This is a genomic window from Flavobacterium ardleyense (genome assembly GCF_042686085.1).
Lineage (GTDB): Bacteria > Bacteroidota > Bacteroidia > Flavobacteriales > Flavobacteriaceae > Flavobacterium > Flavobacterium ardleyense.
In genome coordinates, this window is the sequence record NZ_JBHUOL010000018.1 from 433,665 (window position 1) to 451,932 (window position 18,268).

Genomic DNA, 18,268 nt, shown 5'->3' on the forward strand with positions numbered 1-18,268 from the left:
GAAAATGAAGAAATTAGTAATATTAACAGGAGCAGGAATTAGTGCTGAAAGCGGTATCAACACCTTTCGTGATGCAGGTGGATTGTGGGAAGGACATGATATTATGGAAGTCGCTTCGCCTCTAGGCTGGACTAATAACGCAACTTTAGTTTTAGATTTCTACAACAAAAGACGCGCGCAATTACCAACCGTAAAACCAAATAGAGGACACGAAATATTAGCCGAATTAGAAGCGTATTTCGATGTTCATATTATCACTCAAAATGTAGATAATCTTCACGAAAGAGCCGGAAGCACAAAAGTTACACATTTGCATGGCGAACTTTCAAAGGTGAGAAGCACTATTAATCAGGATTATATTCTAGATTGGGAAAATGATTTAAATTTAGGTGATTTCGATTTGGATGGCAATCAAATGCGCCCCCATATTATTTGGTTTGGAGAAGAAGTTCCTATGATTGAAACTGCTGTCGAAATTGTAGAAACCGCCGATATCTTAATTATAATTGGGACTTCATTGCAAGTTTATCCTGCTGCTGGCTTGATGAATTATGTAGATAAAAATGTTTTGGTGTATTATATTGATCCAAAACCAGCTACAATTTATGACTTGCCAAATGAACTAAAAATCCTACCATTAACCGCTGCCGCAGGAATGAAAATTGTAAAGGAAGAATTATTAAAATTAGCGTACGAAACTCCTAAGTAATTAGTAAATTTGCACTTCTTAAAACAACACACAACACACAACAACAATGCAATTAACAGAATTAAATGCTATATCGCCAATTGATGGACGTTATAGAAGCAAAACCAGTTCATTAGCTCCTTATTTTTCTGAAGAAGCTTTAATTAAGTACCGAGTTTTAGTTGAAATTGAATATTTCATTGCTTTGCGCGAAGCTGATTTGCCTCAATTGGCTAAAATTGACAAATCGGTTTATGATTCGTTGAGAGCCATTTATAAAAACTTCTGTACAGAAGATGCACTTTGGATCAAAGAAACTGAAAAAACAACCAATCACGATGTGAAAGCGGTTGAATATTTTATAAAATCAAAGTTTGAAGGTTTAGGATTGGATGAATTTAAAGAATTTATTCACTTTGGTTTAACCTCTCAAGATATTAACAACACGGCGATTCCACTTTCTACAAAAGAAGCGTTTGAAAACGTATACTTACCAAGTTTAATTAGCGTAATTGCCAAATTAAAAGAGTTAGCTATGGAATGGAAAGATATTCCATTATTAGCAAGAACACATGGACAACCAGCCTCTCCTACTCGTTTAGGAAAAGAAATTTTGGTTTTTGTGGAGCGTTTAGAAGAGCAAATGCGTTTGTTATTTAATGTTCCTTTTGCGGCTAAATTTGGTGGAGCAACCGGGAATTATAACGCACACAAAGTAGCATACCCAAACACAGATTGGAAGAAATTTGGATCTAATTTTGTTGAAAATAGTTTGGGATTACACCATTCATTTCCTACAACACAAATAGAACATTACGATCATTTCGCGGCCTTTTTTGACGCTTTAAAGCGTATTAATACCATTGTAATAGATTTAGACAGAGATGTGTGGACTTATGTTTCAATGGAATATTTCAAACAGAAGATAAAAGCAGGTGAAATCGGTTCATCGGCTATGCCACATAAAGTTAATCCAATTGATTTTGAAAATTCGGAAGGAAATTTAGGAATTGCAAATGCTATTTTTGAACATCTTTCGGCTAAATTACCACTTTCAAGATTACAACGTGACTTAACAGATAGTACAGTTTTACGTAATGTTGGTGTGCCGATTGGTCATACAATCATTGCATTTGAAGCGACTTTAAAAGGTTTGAATAAATTACTTTTAAACGAAGAGAAATTTGCCGAAGATTTAGAGAAAAACTGGGCAGTTGTGGCGGAAGCAATTCAGACTATTTTACGTCGTGAAGCTTATCCAAATCCTTACGAAGCTTTGAAAGATTTAACTAGAACAAATACTGTAATTAACAAAGAGGCGATTCATAATTTCATCAAAAATTTAAAAGTTTCAGAAGAAGTTAGAGCTGAATTAATGCAAATTACACCTAGTAATTACTTGGGGATTTAAAATACTTAATAAATAAGATTGAAAATCTCGTTAGAAGCAATTTTAACGAGATTTTATTTTTCACAAATTTTGATTAATAAACGATTTTCACTATTTTAGTCAAAAATCAAATATATGCCAATATTCCTTACTGCATCTACACTTCACGTACCTGCATTAATTAGTGATTTAGGTTTAATCCTTGTCACTGCTGCCATTTCAGTTATCTTATTCCGCTGGCTAAAACAACCTTTAGTTTTAGGTTATTTAGTGGCTGGATTTTTAGCTGGGACACAGTCTGACTTTTTCCCTACGGTGAAAGATGTCAACAGTGTAAACGTATGGGCAGAAATTGGAGTAATCTTCCTCTTATTTAGTTTAGGACTCGAATTTAGTTTTAAAAAGCTGATGAAAGTTGGAGGAACTGCCTCCATAACCGCACTCACCCAAGCAGTTTGTATGATAGTTTTGGGTTATTATGTAGGACAATTAATGGGTTGGGGAACTATGAATTCTATATTTTTAGGAGTTATTATTTCGGTTTCTTCCACAACTATTATCTTAAAAACCTTTGATGAATTAGGTGTAAAAACCAAAAAATTTGCCGGAAATGTAATCGGTGCTTTAATTGTACAAGATATTTTAGCCATTTTAATGATGGTCTTATTGTCAACAATTGCAGTGAGTCAACAATTTTCAGGTACTGAATTATTACAGTCGGTTTTAAAGTTAGGCTTCTTCTTAACAATTTGGTTTGTAGCGGGAATATTTTTCATCCCAACAATATTAAAAAAAGCAAAACATCTTTTAACGGATGAAATGCTTCTGATTGTATCGTTAGCACTTTGTTTATTAATGGTGTTATTTGCAGCAAATGTTGGCTTCTCGCCTGCTCTTGGTGCGTTTATTATGGGTTCAATTATTGCTGAAACTACGCAAGCTGAACATATTGAAAAGTTAGTAAAACCAGTAAAAGATTTATTTGGAGCGGTTTTCTTCGTGTCGGTTGGAATGTTGATTGACCCTGAAATGCTTGTGAAATACGCAGTTCCGGTTGCGATTCTAACTTTTGTAGTGATTATTGGTCAATCTTTTAGTGCTACGATTGGAACATTACTTTCGGGCCAACCGCTAAAGCAATCCATACAAACGGGAATGAGTCTATCGCAAATTGGAGAATTTTCATTCATCATTGCTACTTTAGGAATGACATTAAAAGTTACGAGTGATTTCTTGTATCCAATTGTTGTAGCTGTTTCTGCAATTACGACATTTACGACGCCATTTATGATAAAACTATCCACTCCTTTTTCCAATTACTTAGAACGGAAACTGCCGAGAAGATGGGTAAAGCGAATCGAACGATACAGTTCCAATACAGAAGCCATAAAATCAGTTAGTACTTGGCAAATCGTATTAAAAGCCTATTTAACGCAAGTAATTATCCATTCGATTATTATAGTCTCGATTATTATACTTTCCTCAAAATATCTACTGCCGTTAGTCCAAGATTCAAGATTTGGAAATGCGATTGCAGCCACCATTACAGTTATTATTTTGTCTCCTTTTTTATGGGCTTTATCGCTGCGAAGAGTGGCGGTGGAACAAGTGCATGAATTAATGCAAGTTAGAAAATACCAAGGACCCATTATAGTGCTTATATTCAGCAGAATAGCACTTAGTTTATTCTATTTCGGATTTATATTAAATGTGTTTTTCTCACCAATAGTTGCTTTTGTTGCTCTAGTAATTGCTTTAATTTCTTACGTTTTATTTCCAAAAAGATTACACGCGCTTTACAATAAGATTGAAAGACAGTTTGTTCGAAATTATAATGACAGAGAAAATAGCGCAAAAAGTAGTAAACGACAAATTGTACTTTCGCCTTGGGATGGGCATATGGCGAACTTTGTTATCGCTACCGAATCCAATTTAGCCGGAAAAACATTAAACGAATTAAGTATTAAAGAGTCTTTTGGGATTAACATTGCAACTATAAGAAGGGGAGAAATTACAATCAATATTCCTAAAAGTAGTGAACGATTATTTCCAGGTGATGAAATTAGCATCATTGGAACAGACGAACAAGTTCAATTATTTAATGAGTATTTAGATAAAAATGAAAGAGAAGATCCTGAAGATACTGAGAAGGAAGAAATTATACTTCAACAGCTAGAATTAAAAGATAGAGTTTGTATCGGCAAGAGTATTCGTGAATCGATGATTCGAGAAAAAACACACAGTATTATTGTTGGACTAGAGCGCGATGGCCAACGAATTCTAAATCCTGAATCAGATTTAGTTTTACAATCCGATGATATTCTCTGGTTAGCCGGAAACAAGAAAAAGATTAAAGCTTTTTTGAAAGCATAAAAAAACCTGACAGCTAATTAAATCTGTCAGGTTTTTACTTTTTAGAACATTCTATATTATCTAGAATAATTTGGCGCTTCTTTAGTTATTGTTACATTATGTGGATGACTTTCGCCAATTCCACTTGCAGTAATTCTAATGAAACGTCCTGTTTCTTGTAATGTTACAATATCTTTTGAACCGCAATAACCCATTCCAGCTCTTAAACCGCCAATGAATTGTTGCATGCTTTCGTTTAATTCTCCTTTATACGGCACACGACCTACAATTCCCTCAGGAACCAATTTCTTTACATCATCTTCAACATCTTGGAAATAACGGTCTTTAGAACCATCTTCCATCGCTTCAATTGAACCCATTCCTCTATATGATTTGAATTTTCTTCCTTCAAAAATAATAGTTTCTCCAGGTGATTCTTTTGTTCCGGCTAATAATGAACCTAACATTACACAATCTGCTCCAGCTGCAATTGCTTTTGGAATGTCTCCTGTATAACGAATTCCACCATCTGCGATAACAGGAACTCCTGTTCCTTTTAAAGCTGCAGCAACTTCTAAAACAGCTGAAAACTGAGGAAATCCAACACCTGCCACTACTCTAGTTGTACAAATTGAACCAGGTCCTATTCCTACTTTTACAGCGTCAGCACCATTTTCTGCTAAATACAAAGCAGCCTCCGGCGTTGCAATATTTCCTACTACAACATCTAAATCTGGAAATTTAGCTTTAACTGCTTTTAAAACATCAACCACGCCTTTTGTGTGACCGTGCGCCGTATCGATAATTACAGCATCAACTCCTGCGTTTACTAAAGCTGTAGCTCTTTCAACTGCATCAGCCGTAACACCTAAAGCAGCAGCAACGCGTAAACGTCCAAATCTATCTTTATTAGCTTGTGGTTTTTGCGTTAATTTTGTGATATCTCTAAAAGTAATTAATCCTACTAATTTATAAGTAGCATCAACTACTGGTAATTTCTCAATTTTATTTTCTTGTAAAATTCCTTCTGCTTCTTGCAAAGTAGTTCCTTGCGCAGCCGTTACTAAGTTTTTAGTAGTCATTACTTCTAAAATAGAACGGGAGTTTATTTTTTCGAAACGCAAATCACGGTTCGTAACGATTCCTTTTAATATTCCATTTTCATCTACTACAGGAATTCCACCAATACTAAATTCCTTCATTGCAGCTTTAGCATCACCAACAGTTGCAGTCAGTGGCAACGTTACTGGATCGATAATCATACCGCTTTCAGCACGTTTTACTCTTCTTACTTTAGCAGCTTGCTGTTCAATAGTCATGTTTTTATGTAAAACACCAATACCACCTTCTTGCGCCATAGCAATAGCCATCGAACTTTCGGTAACGGTATCCATAGCAGCCGAAGCAATAGGAACGTTTAATGTAATATTTCTTGAAAATTTAGATTTGATGCTAACGTCTCTCGGTAAAATATCTGAATAATTCGGGATAAGTAAAACATCGTCGTATGTAAGTCCTTCGCCAACGATTTTTGATGCGTGTGCTTTCATGTGCAATTTTGTTGTAGTTGTTAAATTGCATGCAAATATAAGGAAAAGTTAGAATTTAGAACTTAAAAAGTTGATTTTTTTTAATTAAAATTAAAATATTATGCTAATTAAAGCTAAAACTCAAATTAATTCTTGCTTAATAACAACAATTAGAAGAAATCATTTCGAAAAATAGAAAAAACTCAATCATGTTAAACTATGATCTTGACTTTTTTTACTCGTAATACCTTTAGAAGTTCAGGCTTGTTTTTTATGAATCCAAGCATTAATGTGGCCTTCAATATTCTTCTCGGTTGTTGCTGAGTTGAGAAGTTCTTCTCTTCAAATATGGTCTCCAAACTTTTCAATATCTGTTCCATTGACATTTCATCACTATAGTAGTATATTTCATTTGAACGAACATCAATTTCAATAATATCTTCGTACTTAATTTCATGAATTTTTGATGATCTTATAGCGATCAGAATAATATTAAAAAATCTTTCTACTATTTTAAATTCCATAAAAGAACTTAAAACAGGTATTTTCTTGTACTTACTTATTGCTATGGAATCACTTTTGACTGTCACAACTGGATTTGACTTTCTAAAAAGAACTAGAAAAAATGAAGTTAAGAGGAATGAAAGTAGCACTATTTGAATAAAAAATAATTTCAAAATAAAATAACGAATTACCAAAAATAGCAATAGATTAAACACACAGAAAGCTAATGCTTTGAATCTAAGTTTAATAAAATAAGATTTTTTTTTCAGCACAATATTTTCAACTTTTTCAGCTTGTTCGGAGGCGATCTTATCTGCTAAATCATTAAACAAAGACTTTCTACTTAAAACTTCATTTTTCAAAGCTACGAGTGCTTCGGGTTTTAGCGCATTCGCATCTTTTAGTAAAGAAATGATTTTGTCGTCAGTAAGGTTTTTGTAATTTTTAGCAAAATCCATTTTCAAATTAATTAGTTATGATTTCGCGAAAATAAGATTAAAAAAATAAAAATTACATGAATAAAAACTATTATCCATGTAATTTTATTAAAGTGAATATGTATTAGCAATAAAAAAAATTAATATTGCTAATTTTCTTTAAAATTTAATTTCTAAAGTAGTATAAATTACTCTTGGCTCCGATGGAATAATTCCAGGACCTGGATAACCCGTAGCTCTTCTTGTGAAGTACCAATTGTTCAAGACGTTATTAACGCCTGCTTCTAGCTTGAAGTTTTTCCATTTATAAGATGCTGAAAAATCAACTACATTATAAGCTGGAATTTCTCCAAAAATACCATAAGTATTATCATTTACATCGGTTTTGTTATTTTCAGCATTTGTAAACTGTGAAGAAACGTAGCTAAATTGCAAACTTGTTAAAAAGTTTTTATATCCAATACCAGTTCCTAATTTCACATTATAATTCGGTACAAATTCAACTTTATTTCCTTCAACATTAGCGACATCTGATTTTAAATATTTAGAATCTGTTATCGCTACATTTGAAAATAAGTTCCAGATGAAATCTTCTTTATCGAGAAAAAGTGTTTTACCAATATTCCAGTCGATTAATGATTCAAAACCATAGGTAAAGGCCGTCCCAATATTATCTCTATAACGCACTAAACTAGCAGCATTTGCAACTTGCGTTAAATATTCCCCTATTTTATCGTTATAGTATAAACCGTAAACATTTGCATCAAACGAAACTTTATTTAAAATTTTCCCTCTAATACCAATGTCCGAAGTATATCCCTTTTCATCCGTAATATTTTCGCTAATTGCCGCACTTGCATTAACTGTTCTGATGTCATTAAACGTAACAGAGCGATAGTTTTGTGATACATTACCATAAACCTCAACACCACTATCCATTTTATAACTCAGTCCAATTCCTAATAATAAAAAATTTCGTTCTTTGATATTATTTTCGTTTTCTAATTCATCGTAAATAACATTTCCAGCTAAATCTGTTCTAACTTCTCTGAAGTATCCCTCTGCTTGTGTTTTTATTTTTTCATATCTAAAACCGGGAGTGATTGAAAAAGAAGATGAAACTCTAAAAATGTTTTCACCGAAAATAGAGACATTTACATTTGGAAATGTATATTCGGATTGATTGGCATACGTTGGGAATTCAGTATTAGCGATATTAAAATCGGGCCCACTGCCTGAACTTCCTGGACCTTGAATTCCTGAATTTTTTGCTTGATAATATTTAGCACCTATTAAAAATGCATTTGTATTTCCGAAGAAATCATATCTTTTTAAATAACGGGCTTCGGCACCCCAATTCACAAAATCTCCAAGAATCAAATCTCTCACACTTCCTGGCGTATCTGCGTTAGAAACACGATTTGATCGATATCCTATAGCCTTCCGACTGGCATCAAGACCAAATAATTGCAAAGAAAAATCAGCATTATGCTCAAAATGATGTTTAAATCGAAGTGCAAATAAATTCCAATCTACTTTAAACCAATTTCGACTTCTATTACTTTGGGTAGGATCTTGCGAAAACATTACATCTGTTAATCCGCCGGGTTGCTGTGCCAAATAATCAAAATGGGTATAATCAAAATGCAAAGATGTATTTTCAGTAAATTGATAATTTAAATTTGCGAAAAATGTTTTAGAATCAAATTGAGAATTGGGTCTAAAACCATCACCTTGTTTGTAATTATAAAAACTGTAGTAGCTAAATTTCTTATTAGTACCGCTCAAACTAGTAAAGTTGGTAAACAAATTATTAGAACCTAAAGTAGTTCTCGTTATAATTTCCACAGGTTGAAGGCTTGGCTTTTTAATATTAAAGTTTACTAAACCTCCAAATTGCGTTCCATATTGCAAAGACGCGGCTCCTCTAATAATCTGAATAGATTCTAATGCTTCCGTTGGAGTCGCATAATAACTTTCAGGATATCCAAGCACATCGGCACTAATATCATAATTATTTTGACGCGTATTAAAGTTCGATGTTCTATTTGGGTTTAACCCTCTTCCTCCTATTGATAACTGCAATCCACCATCATTACTTTCATTAATAGTCAAACCAACAACTTGACCGTAAATTTGACGCGCATTGTTTGTTGCCTTATTAGCTGTTAAATTTTCTACGGATACAACTTCTGTTTTTTTACCGGCATAAATTGCAGTTTCTTCAATATCTTTTAATTTATTGAGCGCAAATGCCTTTTGCTTTTGTTGAATTACTACAACTTCAGATAGATTTGTAGCAATAATATCTAATTTTATTTTTAACGAGCCATTTTGTGCAGTTGCATCAATTTCCTTTTCTAAGATGGTATAACCGTATAAAAAGAAGACGAGTACGTTCTTCCCACTAAAGGTATTTAGAACAATAAATTCACCTTTTGCATTAGAAGTCATTTTAGTGCTTGTGGTTTTATTATAAACTTCAACATTTGCTAATGGTTGATTATCAGCATTTGTGACCACACCTTTCAGATTGTTTTGAGAAAAACTGAAAATGCTTATTAAAAGTACTATTACTAATTTAAAATCCTTTAATTTCATCGTTAAATGGTAATATCCAATTTTTATGTTGGAATGATTCGTATTCTTTTGCTAAATCTACTTCTGGGTCAATGTATCTTTTACTTAAACGACCATTTAAAGCAACAAAACTATCGATTGTAACTTTTGGATCATTGTAGCCAACTTTCTCATAATAATCATGAAGAAAATGGGCATATTGTAAAATAAAATCGGGTTGAAAAGCCATTTGTTTTTCCTGGAAAGCTGTTAGGAAATGCGTATTATCAACAAATATTTTTTTATTGGTCTTGGAATCCGTAACGTAAAATTGGGCATAACCAGCTTTTTCCATCAACATAACGCGCCATGAAAATCTAAAACCTTCTTCAGTCCAAAATAATTCTTCCGGATATAACATATATCGAAATGGAAATGCTAATTGAAACAGCATGAAAAATGCTAAGAAAGTAATTTTCAAATTATTCAATCGAGAAGAAAAACTAGTTACGAAATTTCCCGAAGTGGTGAAAACAGTAGATCGTATTTTGATTATCTTCCCGATGAAATTCAATATTTTTTCATGAAATGAAGCTTCAAAAAAGATAAGCGAACTTATAATCATTACGTACGGAAAAACACCAATAGGAAACAATATCTTCGTCATGATATGAAAAACTACCACTAGGAAAAAGGCGAAATTTCTAGTTTTCTTATTAAATAACAGAAATGGAATTGCTAAATCATAAAGGGCACCCGCCCAACAAAAACTATATTGGACCCACGTTTCGTGCATTAAATTTCCAATTAATGGAATATTAGATTGATTTGGCAACCAAATTCTTAGTGGCATTGCGTGCAATAACCAGTCTGAATTCAACTTAGCTAAGCCTGCATAAAAATACACTATAGCCAACATCAATTTCAAAACGTCCACAGTATATTTTGGTATTACTAACGATCTAACTTTGTCGTTGCGATAAGCATCTACCGAAAAATTTGCGTTTGCAGGTAAAAAGATAAGTATAAAACTGACAACTGAAATAAAGTAATAATGATTTAAATAAGTCGTTTTATCCATTAACTCAATGTAAGTAAAAGTCAGAAAAAAAGTAATTATCGCTATTTTATATTTGTAGCCAATTGCCACCATAAAAGCAGCTAAACCACAAATTAAAAACAACAAATAAGTTAGATTTCCAAAAGGTTTAACCCAATCAAATCCATAATAAGTGAAATGAAATTGAGGTTGAATGTAAAATTTATCCACCCATCCATAACTTACAAATCTAACGAGACTAAAAAGCATCATTAAACCAAACGCTAGCCTAAAAAAAGCTAGCGTTGAAGCTGGTACATTCCTATCCAAGTATGAATTTATAGTGTTTTTAATCATTATTAGTCGCCATCAGCATCTACATAGTCAACAGTAATATTTAAAGCTTGCATCATATCCAGTTTAAAATAAATTACATTTTGCTGTAAGTTATCAAAACTAATAAGCATCTGAGCATTTCCCGTACTTACTTGAGAAGAAAAACTAGCACTCAGATTTGCATTTGCTTGGTTAATTAAGGTAAACTGATTGTTTATAATTGCACTTAAATTTTGTCCATTTCTTACAGTGTTTAAAAAGTCTAAATACGATTTTAAACTTTTACCTTCCGTTGCACTATTAAAATGTTTTCCATTGAAAAAATCTTGAGAACCTTTTACAGATTCTTCTAATAGGATTTTTGAAATATCGTTTTTGTAATATGCCTCTACTTTATCAGGTAAAGTTGCTCCATCAGAATAAACTCCGGCAGGAATACCCACTTTTCCGGCTCTAATGTCCTTTTCAAAATACTTTACAAAATTATTAACCATTCTGTTTAAAGAACTACTTACAGAATTACCGCTACTAGCGATAAAAGTTGCTCTATATGAACCGTTCCAATCGTTAACAATTGCATCAGCATCTGACTTTAATTTTGTTGTTAATGCAACTAAGTATTCCTTATAATTTAAGGCACTTGCATCTGTTGTGTAAAAATATAGAATATCACTATCCGAAGTAGCTAAACCATTCAACATATAATCTAGGGCAGGAAACCCTTGCTTGCTATATTGTGATACTAACTGTAAATTTACATTTCCAGCTGCAATATTTTCCTGAACTCCCTGCGTATTTAAGGGATAAATATTAGTACAATCTGTGAAATTGATATCATCGGCTTTACCAATATTAAACATATTCACGTATTGATAAGATTTGTATGAATTTAACCAACTTGTTCTCAGGTTTTCTAAATTATCTTGGCTCGGAGAAGCTGTAAATGTCGCAACATCATTATTTAATAAAACAACCTTACTTTGATAATCTTCAAACCTAGGGATAATTATATTATCAGCCCAGTTAGTTAGTAGCGCTACTCTGTCATAATTATCACCCGAGGAAGCAGGCGAATCACTGTCGCTAGAGCACGACGCAAATAAACCAAGAATAGCAGTTAAAAAAAGAATCTTTCTCATCGTTTTATTTTTTTTTGCAAAATTAATGAAATAAGTAGCTCATCTCTTAAAGCAAGCTACTTATTTTTATGTTTTTCTAGTTAACCGTTTGTGCTTGCTCTACTGTAAAACCAAAAGGAGCAGCAATTTGAGCAGCAATACCGTCTAATTTTTCATTTAAATAATCTACGTCCCATAAGCCATTTGTACCTGCAGTTAATTCTGCTAAGATTGCATCCACCTGAACTTTAGACATATATGGCTCGTTAGTGGCTGGGTTTTGCGTGTAGCGAAGTGACATAATAAAACCATACGCTTCAGAAAGTGCATGAAAAGCTTTTGCACCATTGTCAGTAACTAATTTCTCTTTACCACTTTTTAAATAATATACGGCTCTAACCGCTGGAATCATTGCAATTTTACTTTTAATTATTGCAATTTGTGCATCACGAACGTCATAATTATTAGCAACAATAGCAGCTCTTCCTTTTCTAAAGGCAACTTCAATAGCTTCTTTAACTGTGTTAAAATCTGAATCTGCATTCACTTGATTGATATAACTATCCCAGAATTTTGAGCCACCAGCACCATAAATATAGCCATAAGCTTCATCCCACTTGTGTTCCATTGAGGTGTAATTCTTACCTGCTTCTAACACTTTATTTGTGTTTTCTATTTTACTACCACCTTCATCTAATACAGCAGTACTTAAATAATGATTCGCAATTTGATCCATAAAACAAGCGCCCATCATTCCTTTTAATAAAATTTGTTGTGGCTCTAAACCATTTGCAGCAAATAAACGAACAGATGATCCGTCTATATAAGAACCTGCAACGTTTGCTGCAGCAACATTTCCAGTGCTAGCTTCATTCGCATCATTAAACTGGCTTGCGAAAAAATTTCTAACTGCAGTTTGCTCCACTGTAGAACCTGCGCCTCCAAGATTAACAAAATAATCTCTAGATGCTGCAACTTTATTTCTCAACTGTTTCTCAGAAGTATTTAATGCTGTAGTAGAAAAAGGATTACTAACATTAGTATACATATTATTTAAAACCGCTACATCTATAAGATCGCCAGTAGTTGCTTGATCTTTTATATAATTTCCTAACTCGTTAAGCATTAATATCCTGCTAGATTGCCCTTCATAATTTACCGAAGATGAACCATTTCTTTCAAATGTGTAACTTGTTGGAGTTACTACTGAATTGTCTGAACTATCATCGTTGTCTGAACATGAACTTGCTACAAATAAAGTAGCGGATAGCAATGCAAGAGTAATTTTGTTTAAACGCATATTATTATTATTTAGATTGTATAAAAATTAAAGTACAAAAATAATAAGAGAAATTTTATTACACAAGCTTTATTTAGAATAAATTAAAATAAAAATTTAATGTTGATAAGAAATTAAAATTTTAGTTAAAAATGTACCACAAAACCTTGTTATCACCTTAAAAAAAGTATTTTTACAATAAATTTTTAATAATTAACAAATTGGAAGCGTTATTTTATCTTTTACTGGAAACTATGGTAATGGCACTTATCATCGTGATTTTCCATAGTGCTATTAGAAATTTCGGGATGGGCCCACTCTTTGTTTTAATGGGTTCTATGCAGTTTTTCTTAATTATTTTAACCAGCAGTGTTTATAATTTATATTTTGACAAGTATATATTTTCTCCAGGTTCCAGTGTATTATTCACCTCCACCTTATTCTGTATCCTCTTGGTATTTCATACAGAAAGTATAAAAAAAGTGCGAAGTTTAATTTACGGTTTGCTACTTTCTAACATAGCCATTACGCTACTTTGCTATATTTCACTGCAACAAATTTATTTAGACAACAAGTCTTATAATGTGGAGTTTATAAAAAACATCTTTAATCATGATACTGATTTATTCTTACTTGGTACGTGTTTATTATATTTAGATTCCATTTTTTTAATAATTTTATACGAATTGATGAATTATAAATTCAAGAATAAATTTTTATTTTTAAAGATTTTACTTCCCACTTCTTTAGTTTGCTTATTTGATTCTGTGGTTTATTATTCCTTAAATAATTTTTCTGACGATATATATTTAGACTTAATTATTGGTAATGTTATAGGTAAACAGATTACTGTTGTCTTTTTCTCAGTTACCATTTATTTGTATTTAAACATAATTGGTAAAAAACATAGATTTACGCACCCAAAGAAAATTAAAGATGTTTTAAAGATTTTTAGTTTTTAATAATCCAAAGTCAATCGGTTTTTAGCTCGAAGATTTAATGCAATGTATCAAGAATTTGCATAAAGAGAACGAAGTTAGACTTTCACAAAACCAGCAGCTAAAATGAAAAAAATACTCGTTCTCATAGTGACTTTTGTTTCACTTTCTCTTTATTCGCAATCTCAGCCTATTGAATCTATTCCGTTTGAGTTGGAAAAGAATCACATTTTCTTTTATGCTAAAGTAAACGAAATCGATAGCTTGAAATTTCTTTTTGATACCGGTGCAGATGGCACTTGTATGAATAAAGAAGCAATAAAAAAAGTACAACTTAAAATTGATGGGCTTTCCACAAATAGGGGTTCTAACGGAGTTAATGAAGTGGAAGAAAGCTCAGGAAATAATATTTTCATAGGAAAGATTAACAAAAAAGAAGTGGTGTTAGCCATTATTGAAATGGGAACTACCTCCTTTGATGGTGTTATGGGAACAGACGTAATGAACGGACACATTATAGAAATTGACTATGAAAAACAAGTGCTTAATTTTTATGATGAAAATGATAAGAGTATAAACTATAAAGGTTATACCAAATTAAAAATGTCGGATGCTGTTTATCCTACCTGCGTAACAAGCACACTAATCGTTGATGGCAAAAAATATAAAGGTATGTTTGGAATTGATACAGGAGCGCAAGACGCCTTAACGTTAGCCTCACCGTTTACTAAAAAGAACAATTTCATTGCTAAAACGAAAAAAATAGGTGCAGTAAAGTTTCAAGGTTCTGATGGTTCAAAATACGAATTGCCCATTGTATTATGTCCGGAAATTGTATTTGCAGGTAAACATTTGTATAATATTCCGACTGCTCTTTCTAATTCTACCGAAGGAATTGATGCAACCGATGATTTAGCCGGTTTTTTTGGCAATGCTTTTTTGAAGAAATTCGATATAATTCTCGATTATAAAAATCAGTATATCTATTTTAAAATCAACAAAAATTTATATAAAGACTTTTACGAAATTAAAGAGTAATAGAGTAAATGTGTTTTAGCCCAGATAGGAATGGAAAGCATTTTAGAAAAGAATTCTATTTTTTGTTGTGCTAAAAAAGCGACCTAAAGAAGCTCTTTTTAGTGCTTGCAAAAAAAGAATTGTTGCTAAAATCTTGTAATGTATAGCTGGAAATAGCTTCTAATGAAACTCACTAAACAACTTAGTCGCTTCGTTATAAGCACTTTCAAAGCTCATAGGACTTGTATTAGTATTTTCTTTTTTGGTAGTGAAATATGACAATAATTTCTCCGTTGGCATGTTGCCTGTTAAATCGTCTTTCGCCATAGGACAACCTCCAAAGCCTTGAATAGCAACATCATAACGACGGCAACCCGCATTGTAAGCAGCGTCAATTTTCTCAAACCATTTGTCTGGCGTGGTGTGTAAATGCGCTCCAAATTCAATGTTTGGGTATTTAGGAATCAGATTAGAAAACAAATGATCAATGACTTCTGGCGTAGAACTTCCGACCGTATCCGAAAGCGATAAGATTTTCACACCCATATTCGCTAATTTCTCGGTCCACTCGCCTACGATTTCAACATTCCAAGGATCGCCATAAGGATTTCCAAAACCCATAGAAATATAAGTCACGACTTCTTTGTTGGTTTTATCCGCGATTTCTAGAATTTCTTGTAAAGTAACTAGACTTTCGGCAATTGTTTTATGTGTATTTCGCATTTGAAAGTTCTCCGAAATAGAAAATGGAAAACCTAAATATTGAATTTCTTTATGTATAGAAGCGTTTTCAGCTCCTTTTGTATTGGCAATAATCGCCAACAGTTTACTAGTGGTTTTCGACAAGTCTAACTGAGCCAAGACTTCAACCGTATCCTGCATCTGAGGAATGGCTTTTGGCGAAACGAAACTTCCAAAATCAAGGGTATCAAAACCAACACGCAACAACGATTGGATATATTTTACCTTCTTTTCTGTGGGAATAAAAGGTTTAATGCCTTGCATAGCATCACGTGGACATTCAATAATTTTGATATCATTCATAGCTTCAAAGATATAAATTTTAGCTGTTTTCTAAAATCTTTTTATTGATTGCTTTAATTAAAGCCGGTCCTTCATAAATAAATCCAGTATATAACTGAATTAAACTCGCTCCCGCATTTAATTTTTCAATAGCATCTTCAGCTGTATGAATTCCTCCTACTCCAATGATTGGGAATGCTTTATTACTTTTTTCGGAAAGAAAACGAATCACTTCTGTGGAACGATTGGTTAATGGTTTACCCGATAATCCGCCCATTTCTGTTTTGTTATCTGATTGTAAACCTTCGCGCGAAATTGTGGTATTTGTAGCAATTACTCCCGCAATTTTTGTCTCCTTAATAATATCGATAATATCTAAAAGTTGCTCATCTGTTAAATCCGGAGCGATTTTTAAGAGAATTGGTTTTTGCGTTGGTAGTGCATTATTTTTGTCTTGAAGCGTTTGCAACAATTCAGTTAATGGTTTTTTATCTTGTAATTCGCGCAGATTCGGGGTGTTTGGCGAACTCACATTCACCACAAAATAATCTACATAAGGAAACAAAGCATCAAAACAGATTTCGTAGTCTTTAACGGCTTCTTCATTAGGTGTGATTTTATTTTTACCGATGTTTCCACCAATCAAAACGCCCTTATTCTTTTTTAAACGTTCTACCGCTTCTTTTACACCACCATTGTTGAAGCCCATTCGGTTAATAATGGCATTGTCTTCTTTTAATCTGAACAAACGTTTTTTAGGATTTCCTTCTTGTCCAACAGGTGTTAATGTACCGATTTCAATAAATCCAAATCCAAAATTTGATAATTCTTGATATAATTTGGCGTCTTTATCAAATCCTGCAGCCAACCCAACTGGGTTTTTAAATTTAATTCCGAAAACCTCACGTTCTAATCGGGCATCTTTTACTTCATAAAGCGCTTGATATAAACTTGAAAAACCAGGGATTTTATTCACAAAACGAATCAATGAAAATGTGAAATAATGTACTTTTTCTGGATCAAAACAAAAAAGTAGCGGACGAATTAAAATTTTGTACATAGTAAGGTTGTTGTTTTGCAAAAGTATAAAATAGTAATCCAAGAAAAAAGTATTCCGAAGTTTTGTAACAATAAAAGATTTAGCACGTATAATTAGGAAGAACAAGTTCAAAATCAATTACTAGAGTAAATTTAATACTACTGATTTCTAAATTAAAAATTAAAATGGCAAACACACCTTCTACTATGATTCCTCTGGGAACAATTGCTCCTGATTTCTATTTAAGAGACACTAATTCTAACAATAGTTTTAGCTTTGAAGATTGCAGAGGCGAAAAAGGAACTGTAGTTTTTTTTATCTGCAATCACTGTCCGTTTGTTTTGCATGTAATTGAAGAAATGATTCGAATTGTAAATGATTATAGAGTGCAAGGAATTGGCTTTGTGGCCATCTCAAGTAACGATATTATTAAGTACCCGCAAGACGGTCCAGAACAAATGACAGAATTTGCTTACAACAATGACTTCGAATTCCCGTATTTGTTTGACGTTTCTCAAGAAGTTGCGAAAGCTTATCAGGCTGCTTGCACACCTGATTTCTATCTTTTTGATGATTTAAACAAGCTCGTTTACAGAGGTCAAATGGACGATAGTCGCCCAGACAATGGGGTTTCAGTGAGTGGTTCAGATTTAAGAAGTGCTATTGATGGCGTAGTTTCTGGAAGAGGAATTAACCCGGAACAAAAACCAAGCATTGGATGCAATGTTAAATGGAAGTAAATTCTTTTATATAACTAATAAGTTTATATATCTTTGCCCTAATAAAAAACGAATCTTTTGAGATTAAAGAGTTTAAATATAATGTTCTCTAATCATACTTTACCTTTTAAAGTATCAAAATTTTGCCACGTTAAGGCCTTCGGCGTCAAGGCCTCCGTCTGTTCAATTACTTCTTAAGACGGAGGATATATTTTAAATTATAACAAAACAATTTCAGCGTTTAAATCCCAAGAATACTTTAAAAAAAAATTAGAATAATGTCACAAAAAAATCCTTTTGG

The 18,268-nt window shown here is 32.7% G+C and carries 14 protein-coding genes; 6 read left to right on the top strand and 8 right to left on the bottom strand.

All coding sequences use genetic code 11. The features are described 5' to 3' along the window. The first annotated feature begins 4 nt into the window (after window positions 1-4). The 3 genes from ACFSX9_RS12000 (at window position 5) to ACFSX9_RS12010 (ending at window position 4,451) form a co-directional block, all read left to right on the top strand. Complete coding sequence (locus ACFSX9_RS12000; RefSeq protein WP_379807983.1) at window positions 5-709, top strand: Sir2 family NAD-dependent protein deacetylase; 705 nt, start codon at window positions 5-7, stop codon at window positions 707-709. A 46-nt stretch (window positions 710-755) separates the two neighbouring features. Then, window positions 756-2,099: an adenylosuccinate lyase gene (gene purB / locus ACFSX9_RS12005; RefSeq protein WP_379807985.1), complete on the top strand. Its 1,344-nt coding sequence runs from the start codon at window positions 756-758 to the stop codon at window positions 2,097-2,099. 114 nt (window positions 2,100-2,213) lie between these two features. Next, on the top strand, window positions 2,214-4,451 hold the full coding sequence (locus ACFSX9_RS12010) for a cation:proton antiporter domain-containing protein (RefSeq protein ID WP_379807987.1): 2,238 nt from the start codon (window positions 2,214-2,216) through the stop codon (window positions 4,449-4,451). A gap of 56 nt (window positions 4,452-4,507) precedes the next feature. On the opposite strand, the gene guaB is transcribed toward ACFSX9_RS12010, so the two are convergent. The 6 genes from guaB to ACFSX9_RS12040 all read right to left on the bottom strand — a co-directional run bounded on the left by guaB (window position 4,508) and on the right by ACFSX9_RS12040 (window position 13,252). Further along, a complete protein-coding gene (gene guaB / locus ACFSX9_RS12015; RefSeq protein WP_379807989.1) occupies window positions 4,508-5,980 on the bottom strand; it encodes an IMP dehydrogenase in 1,473 nt (490 codons plus the stop codon). Window positions 5,981-6,171: 191 nt separating this feature from the next. Further along, the gene (locus tag ACFSX9_RS12020) at window positions 6,172-6,921 is read right to left on the bottom strand and encodes a hypothetical protein (protein ID WP_379807991.1); all 750 of its coding nucleotides are present in this window, start codon (window positions 6,919-6,921) and stop codon (window positions 6,172-6,174) included. Window positions 6,922-7,059: 138 nt separating this feature from the next. Then, window positions 7,060-9,501, bottom strand: a complete 2,442-nt coding sequence (locus ACFSX9_RS12025; RefSeq protein WP_379807993.1) for a TonB-dependent receptor domain-containing protein — start codon at window positions 9,499-9,501, stop codon at window positions 7,060-7,062. After that, complete coding sequence (locus ACFSX9_RS12030) at window positions 9,482-10,852, bottom strand: HTTM domain-containing protein (RefSeq protein ID WP_379808333.1); 1,371 nt, start codon at window positions 10,850-10,852, stop codon at window positions 9,482-9,484. Before ACFSX9_RS12030 ends, ACFSX9_RS12025 begins: the two co-directional genes overlap by 20 nt. A gap of 5 nt (window positions 10,853-10,857) precedes the next feature. Next, window positions 10,858-11,973, bottom strand: a complete 1,116-nt coding sequence (locus tag ACFSX9_RS12035; protein WP_379807995.1) for an imelysin family protein — start codon at window positions 11,971-11,973, stop codon at window positions 10,858-10,860. A gap of 76 nt (window positions 11,974-12,049) precedes the next feature. After that, window positions 12,050-13,252: a DUF4856 domain-containing protein gene (locus ACFSX9_RS12040; RefSeq protein WP_379807996.1), complete on the bottom strand. Its 1,203-nt coding sequence runs from the start codon at window positions 13,250-13,252 to the stop codon at window positions 12,050-12,052. Between the two features lie 239 nt (window positions 13,253-13,491). Here ACFSX9_RS12040 and ACFSX9_RS12045 point away from each other — a divergent pair, with 239 nt between their 5' ends. Both ACFSX9_RS12045 and ACFSX9_RS12050 read left to right on the top strand, forming a co-directional pair. After that, on the top strand, window positions 13,492-14,193 hold the full coding sequence (locus ACFSX9_RS12045; protein WP_379807998.1) for a hypothetical protein: 702 nt from the start codon (window positions 13,492-13,494) through the stop codon (window positions 14,191-14,193). 102 nt (window positions 14,194-14,295) lie between these two features. Beyond that, window positions 14,296-15,207: a retropepsin-like aspartic protease gene (locus tag ACFSX9_RS12050; protein ID WP_379808000.1), complete on the top strand. Its 912-nt coding sequence runs from the start codon at window positions 14,296-14,298 to the stop codon at window positions 15,205-15,207. A gap of 159 nt (window positions 15,208-15,366) precedes the next feature. Here ACFSX9_RS12050 and ACFSX9_RS12055 read toward each other — a convergent pair whose 3' ends face one another. Then, a complete protein-coding gene (locus tag ACFSX9_RS12055) occupies window positions 15,367-16,230 on the bottom strand; it encodes a hydroxymethylglutaryl-CoA lyase (protein ID WP_379808002.1) in 864 nt (287 codons plus the stop codon). 19 nt (window positions 16,231-16,249) lie between these two features. Next, complete coding sequence (locus ACFSX9_RS12060) at window positions 16,250-17,269, bottom strand: quinone-dependent dihydroorotate dehydrogenase (protein WP_379808004.1); 1,020 nt, start codon at window positions 17,267-17,269, stop codon at window positions 16,250-16,252. A gap of 164 nt (window positions 17,270-17,433) precedes the next feature. On the opposite strand from ACFSX9_RS12060, the gene ACFSX9_RS12065 reads away from it, so the two are divergent. Next, on the top strand, window positions 17,434-17,988 hold the full coding sequence (locus tag ACFSX9_RS12065) for a thioredoxin family protein (protein WP_379808006.1): 555 nt from the start codon (window positions 17,434-17,436) through the stop codon (window positions 17,986-17,988). Window positions 17,989-18,268: the final 280 nt, after the last annotated feature.

Excerpts from the sequence above, each read along its gene's own strand:
- ACFSX9_RS12025 (WP_379807993.1), bottom strand. The coding sequence starts at position 9,501 with ATGAAATTAAAGGATTTTAAATTAGTAATAGTACTTTTAATAAGCATT.
- ACFSX9_RS12065 (WP_379808006.1), top strand. The coding sequence starts at position 17,434 with ATGGCAAACACACCTTCTACTATGATTCCTCTGGGAACAATTGCTCCT.
- ACFSX9_RS12010 (WP_379807987.1), top strand. The coding sequence starts at position 2,214 with ATGCCAATATTCCTTACTGCATCTACACTTCACGTACCTGCATTAATT.
- purB (WP_379807985.1), top strand. The coding sequence starts at position 756 with ATGCAATTAACAGAATTAAATGCTATATCGCCAATTGATGGACGTTAT.
- ACFSX9_RS12055 (WP_379808002.1), bottom strand. The coding sequence starts at position 16,230 with ATGAATGATATCAAAATTATTGAATGTCCACGTGATGCTATGCAAGGC.
- guaB (WP_379807989.1), bottom strand. The coding sequence starts at position 5,980 with ATGAAAGCACACGCATCAAAAATCGTTGGCGAAGGACTTACATACGAC.
- ACFSX9_RS12000 (WP_379807983.1), top strand. The coding sequence starts at position 5 with ATGAAGAAATTAGTAATATTAACAGGAGCAGGAATTAGTGCTGAAAGC.
- ACFSX9_RS12040 (WP_379807996.1), bottom strand. The coding sequence starts at position 13,252 with ATGCGTTTAAACAAAATTACTCTTGCATTGCTATCCGCTACTTTATTT.
- ACFSX9_RS12045 (WP_379807998.1), top strand. The coding sequence starts at position 13,492 with ATGGCACTTATCATCGTGATTTTCCATAGTGCTATTAGAAATTTCGGG.
- ACFSX9_RS12020 (WP_379807991.1), bottom strand. The coding sequence starts at position 6,921 with ATGGATTTTGCTAAAAATTACAAAAACCTTACTGACGACAAAATCATT.
- ACFSX9_RS12060 (WP_379808004.1), bottom strand. The coding sequence starts at position 17,269 with ATGTACAAAATTTTAATTCGTCCGCTACTTTTTTGTTTTGATCCAGAA.
- ACFSX9_RS12050 (WP_379808000.1), top strand. The coding sequence starts at position 14,296 with ATGAAAAAAATACTCGTTCTCATAGTGACTTTTGTTTCACTTTCTCTT.
- ACFSX9_RS12035 (WP_379807995.1), bottom strand. The coding sequence starts at position 11,973 with ATGAGAAAGATTCTTTTTTTAACTGCTATTCTTGGTTTATTTGCGTCG.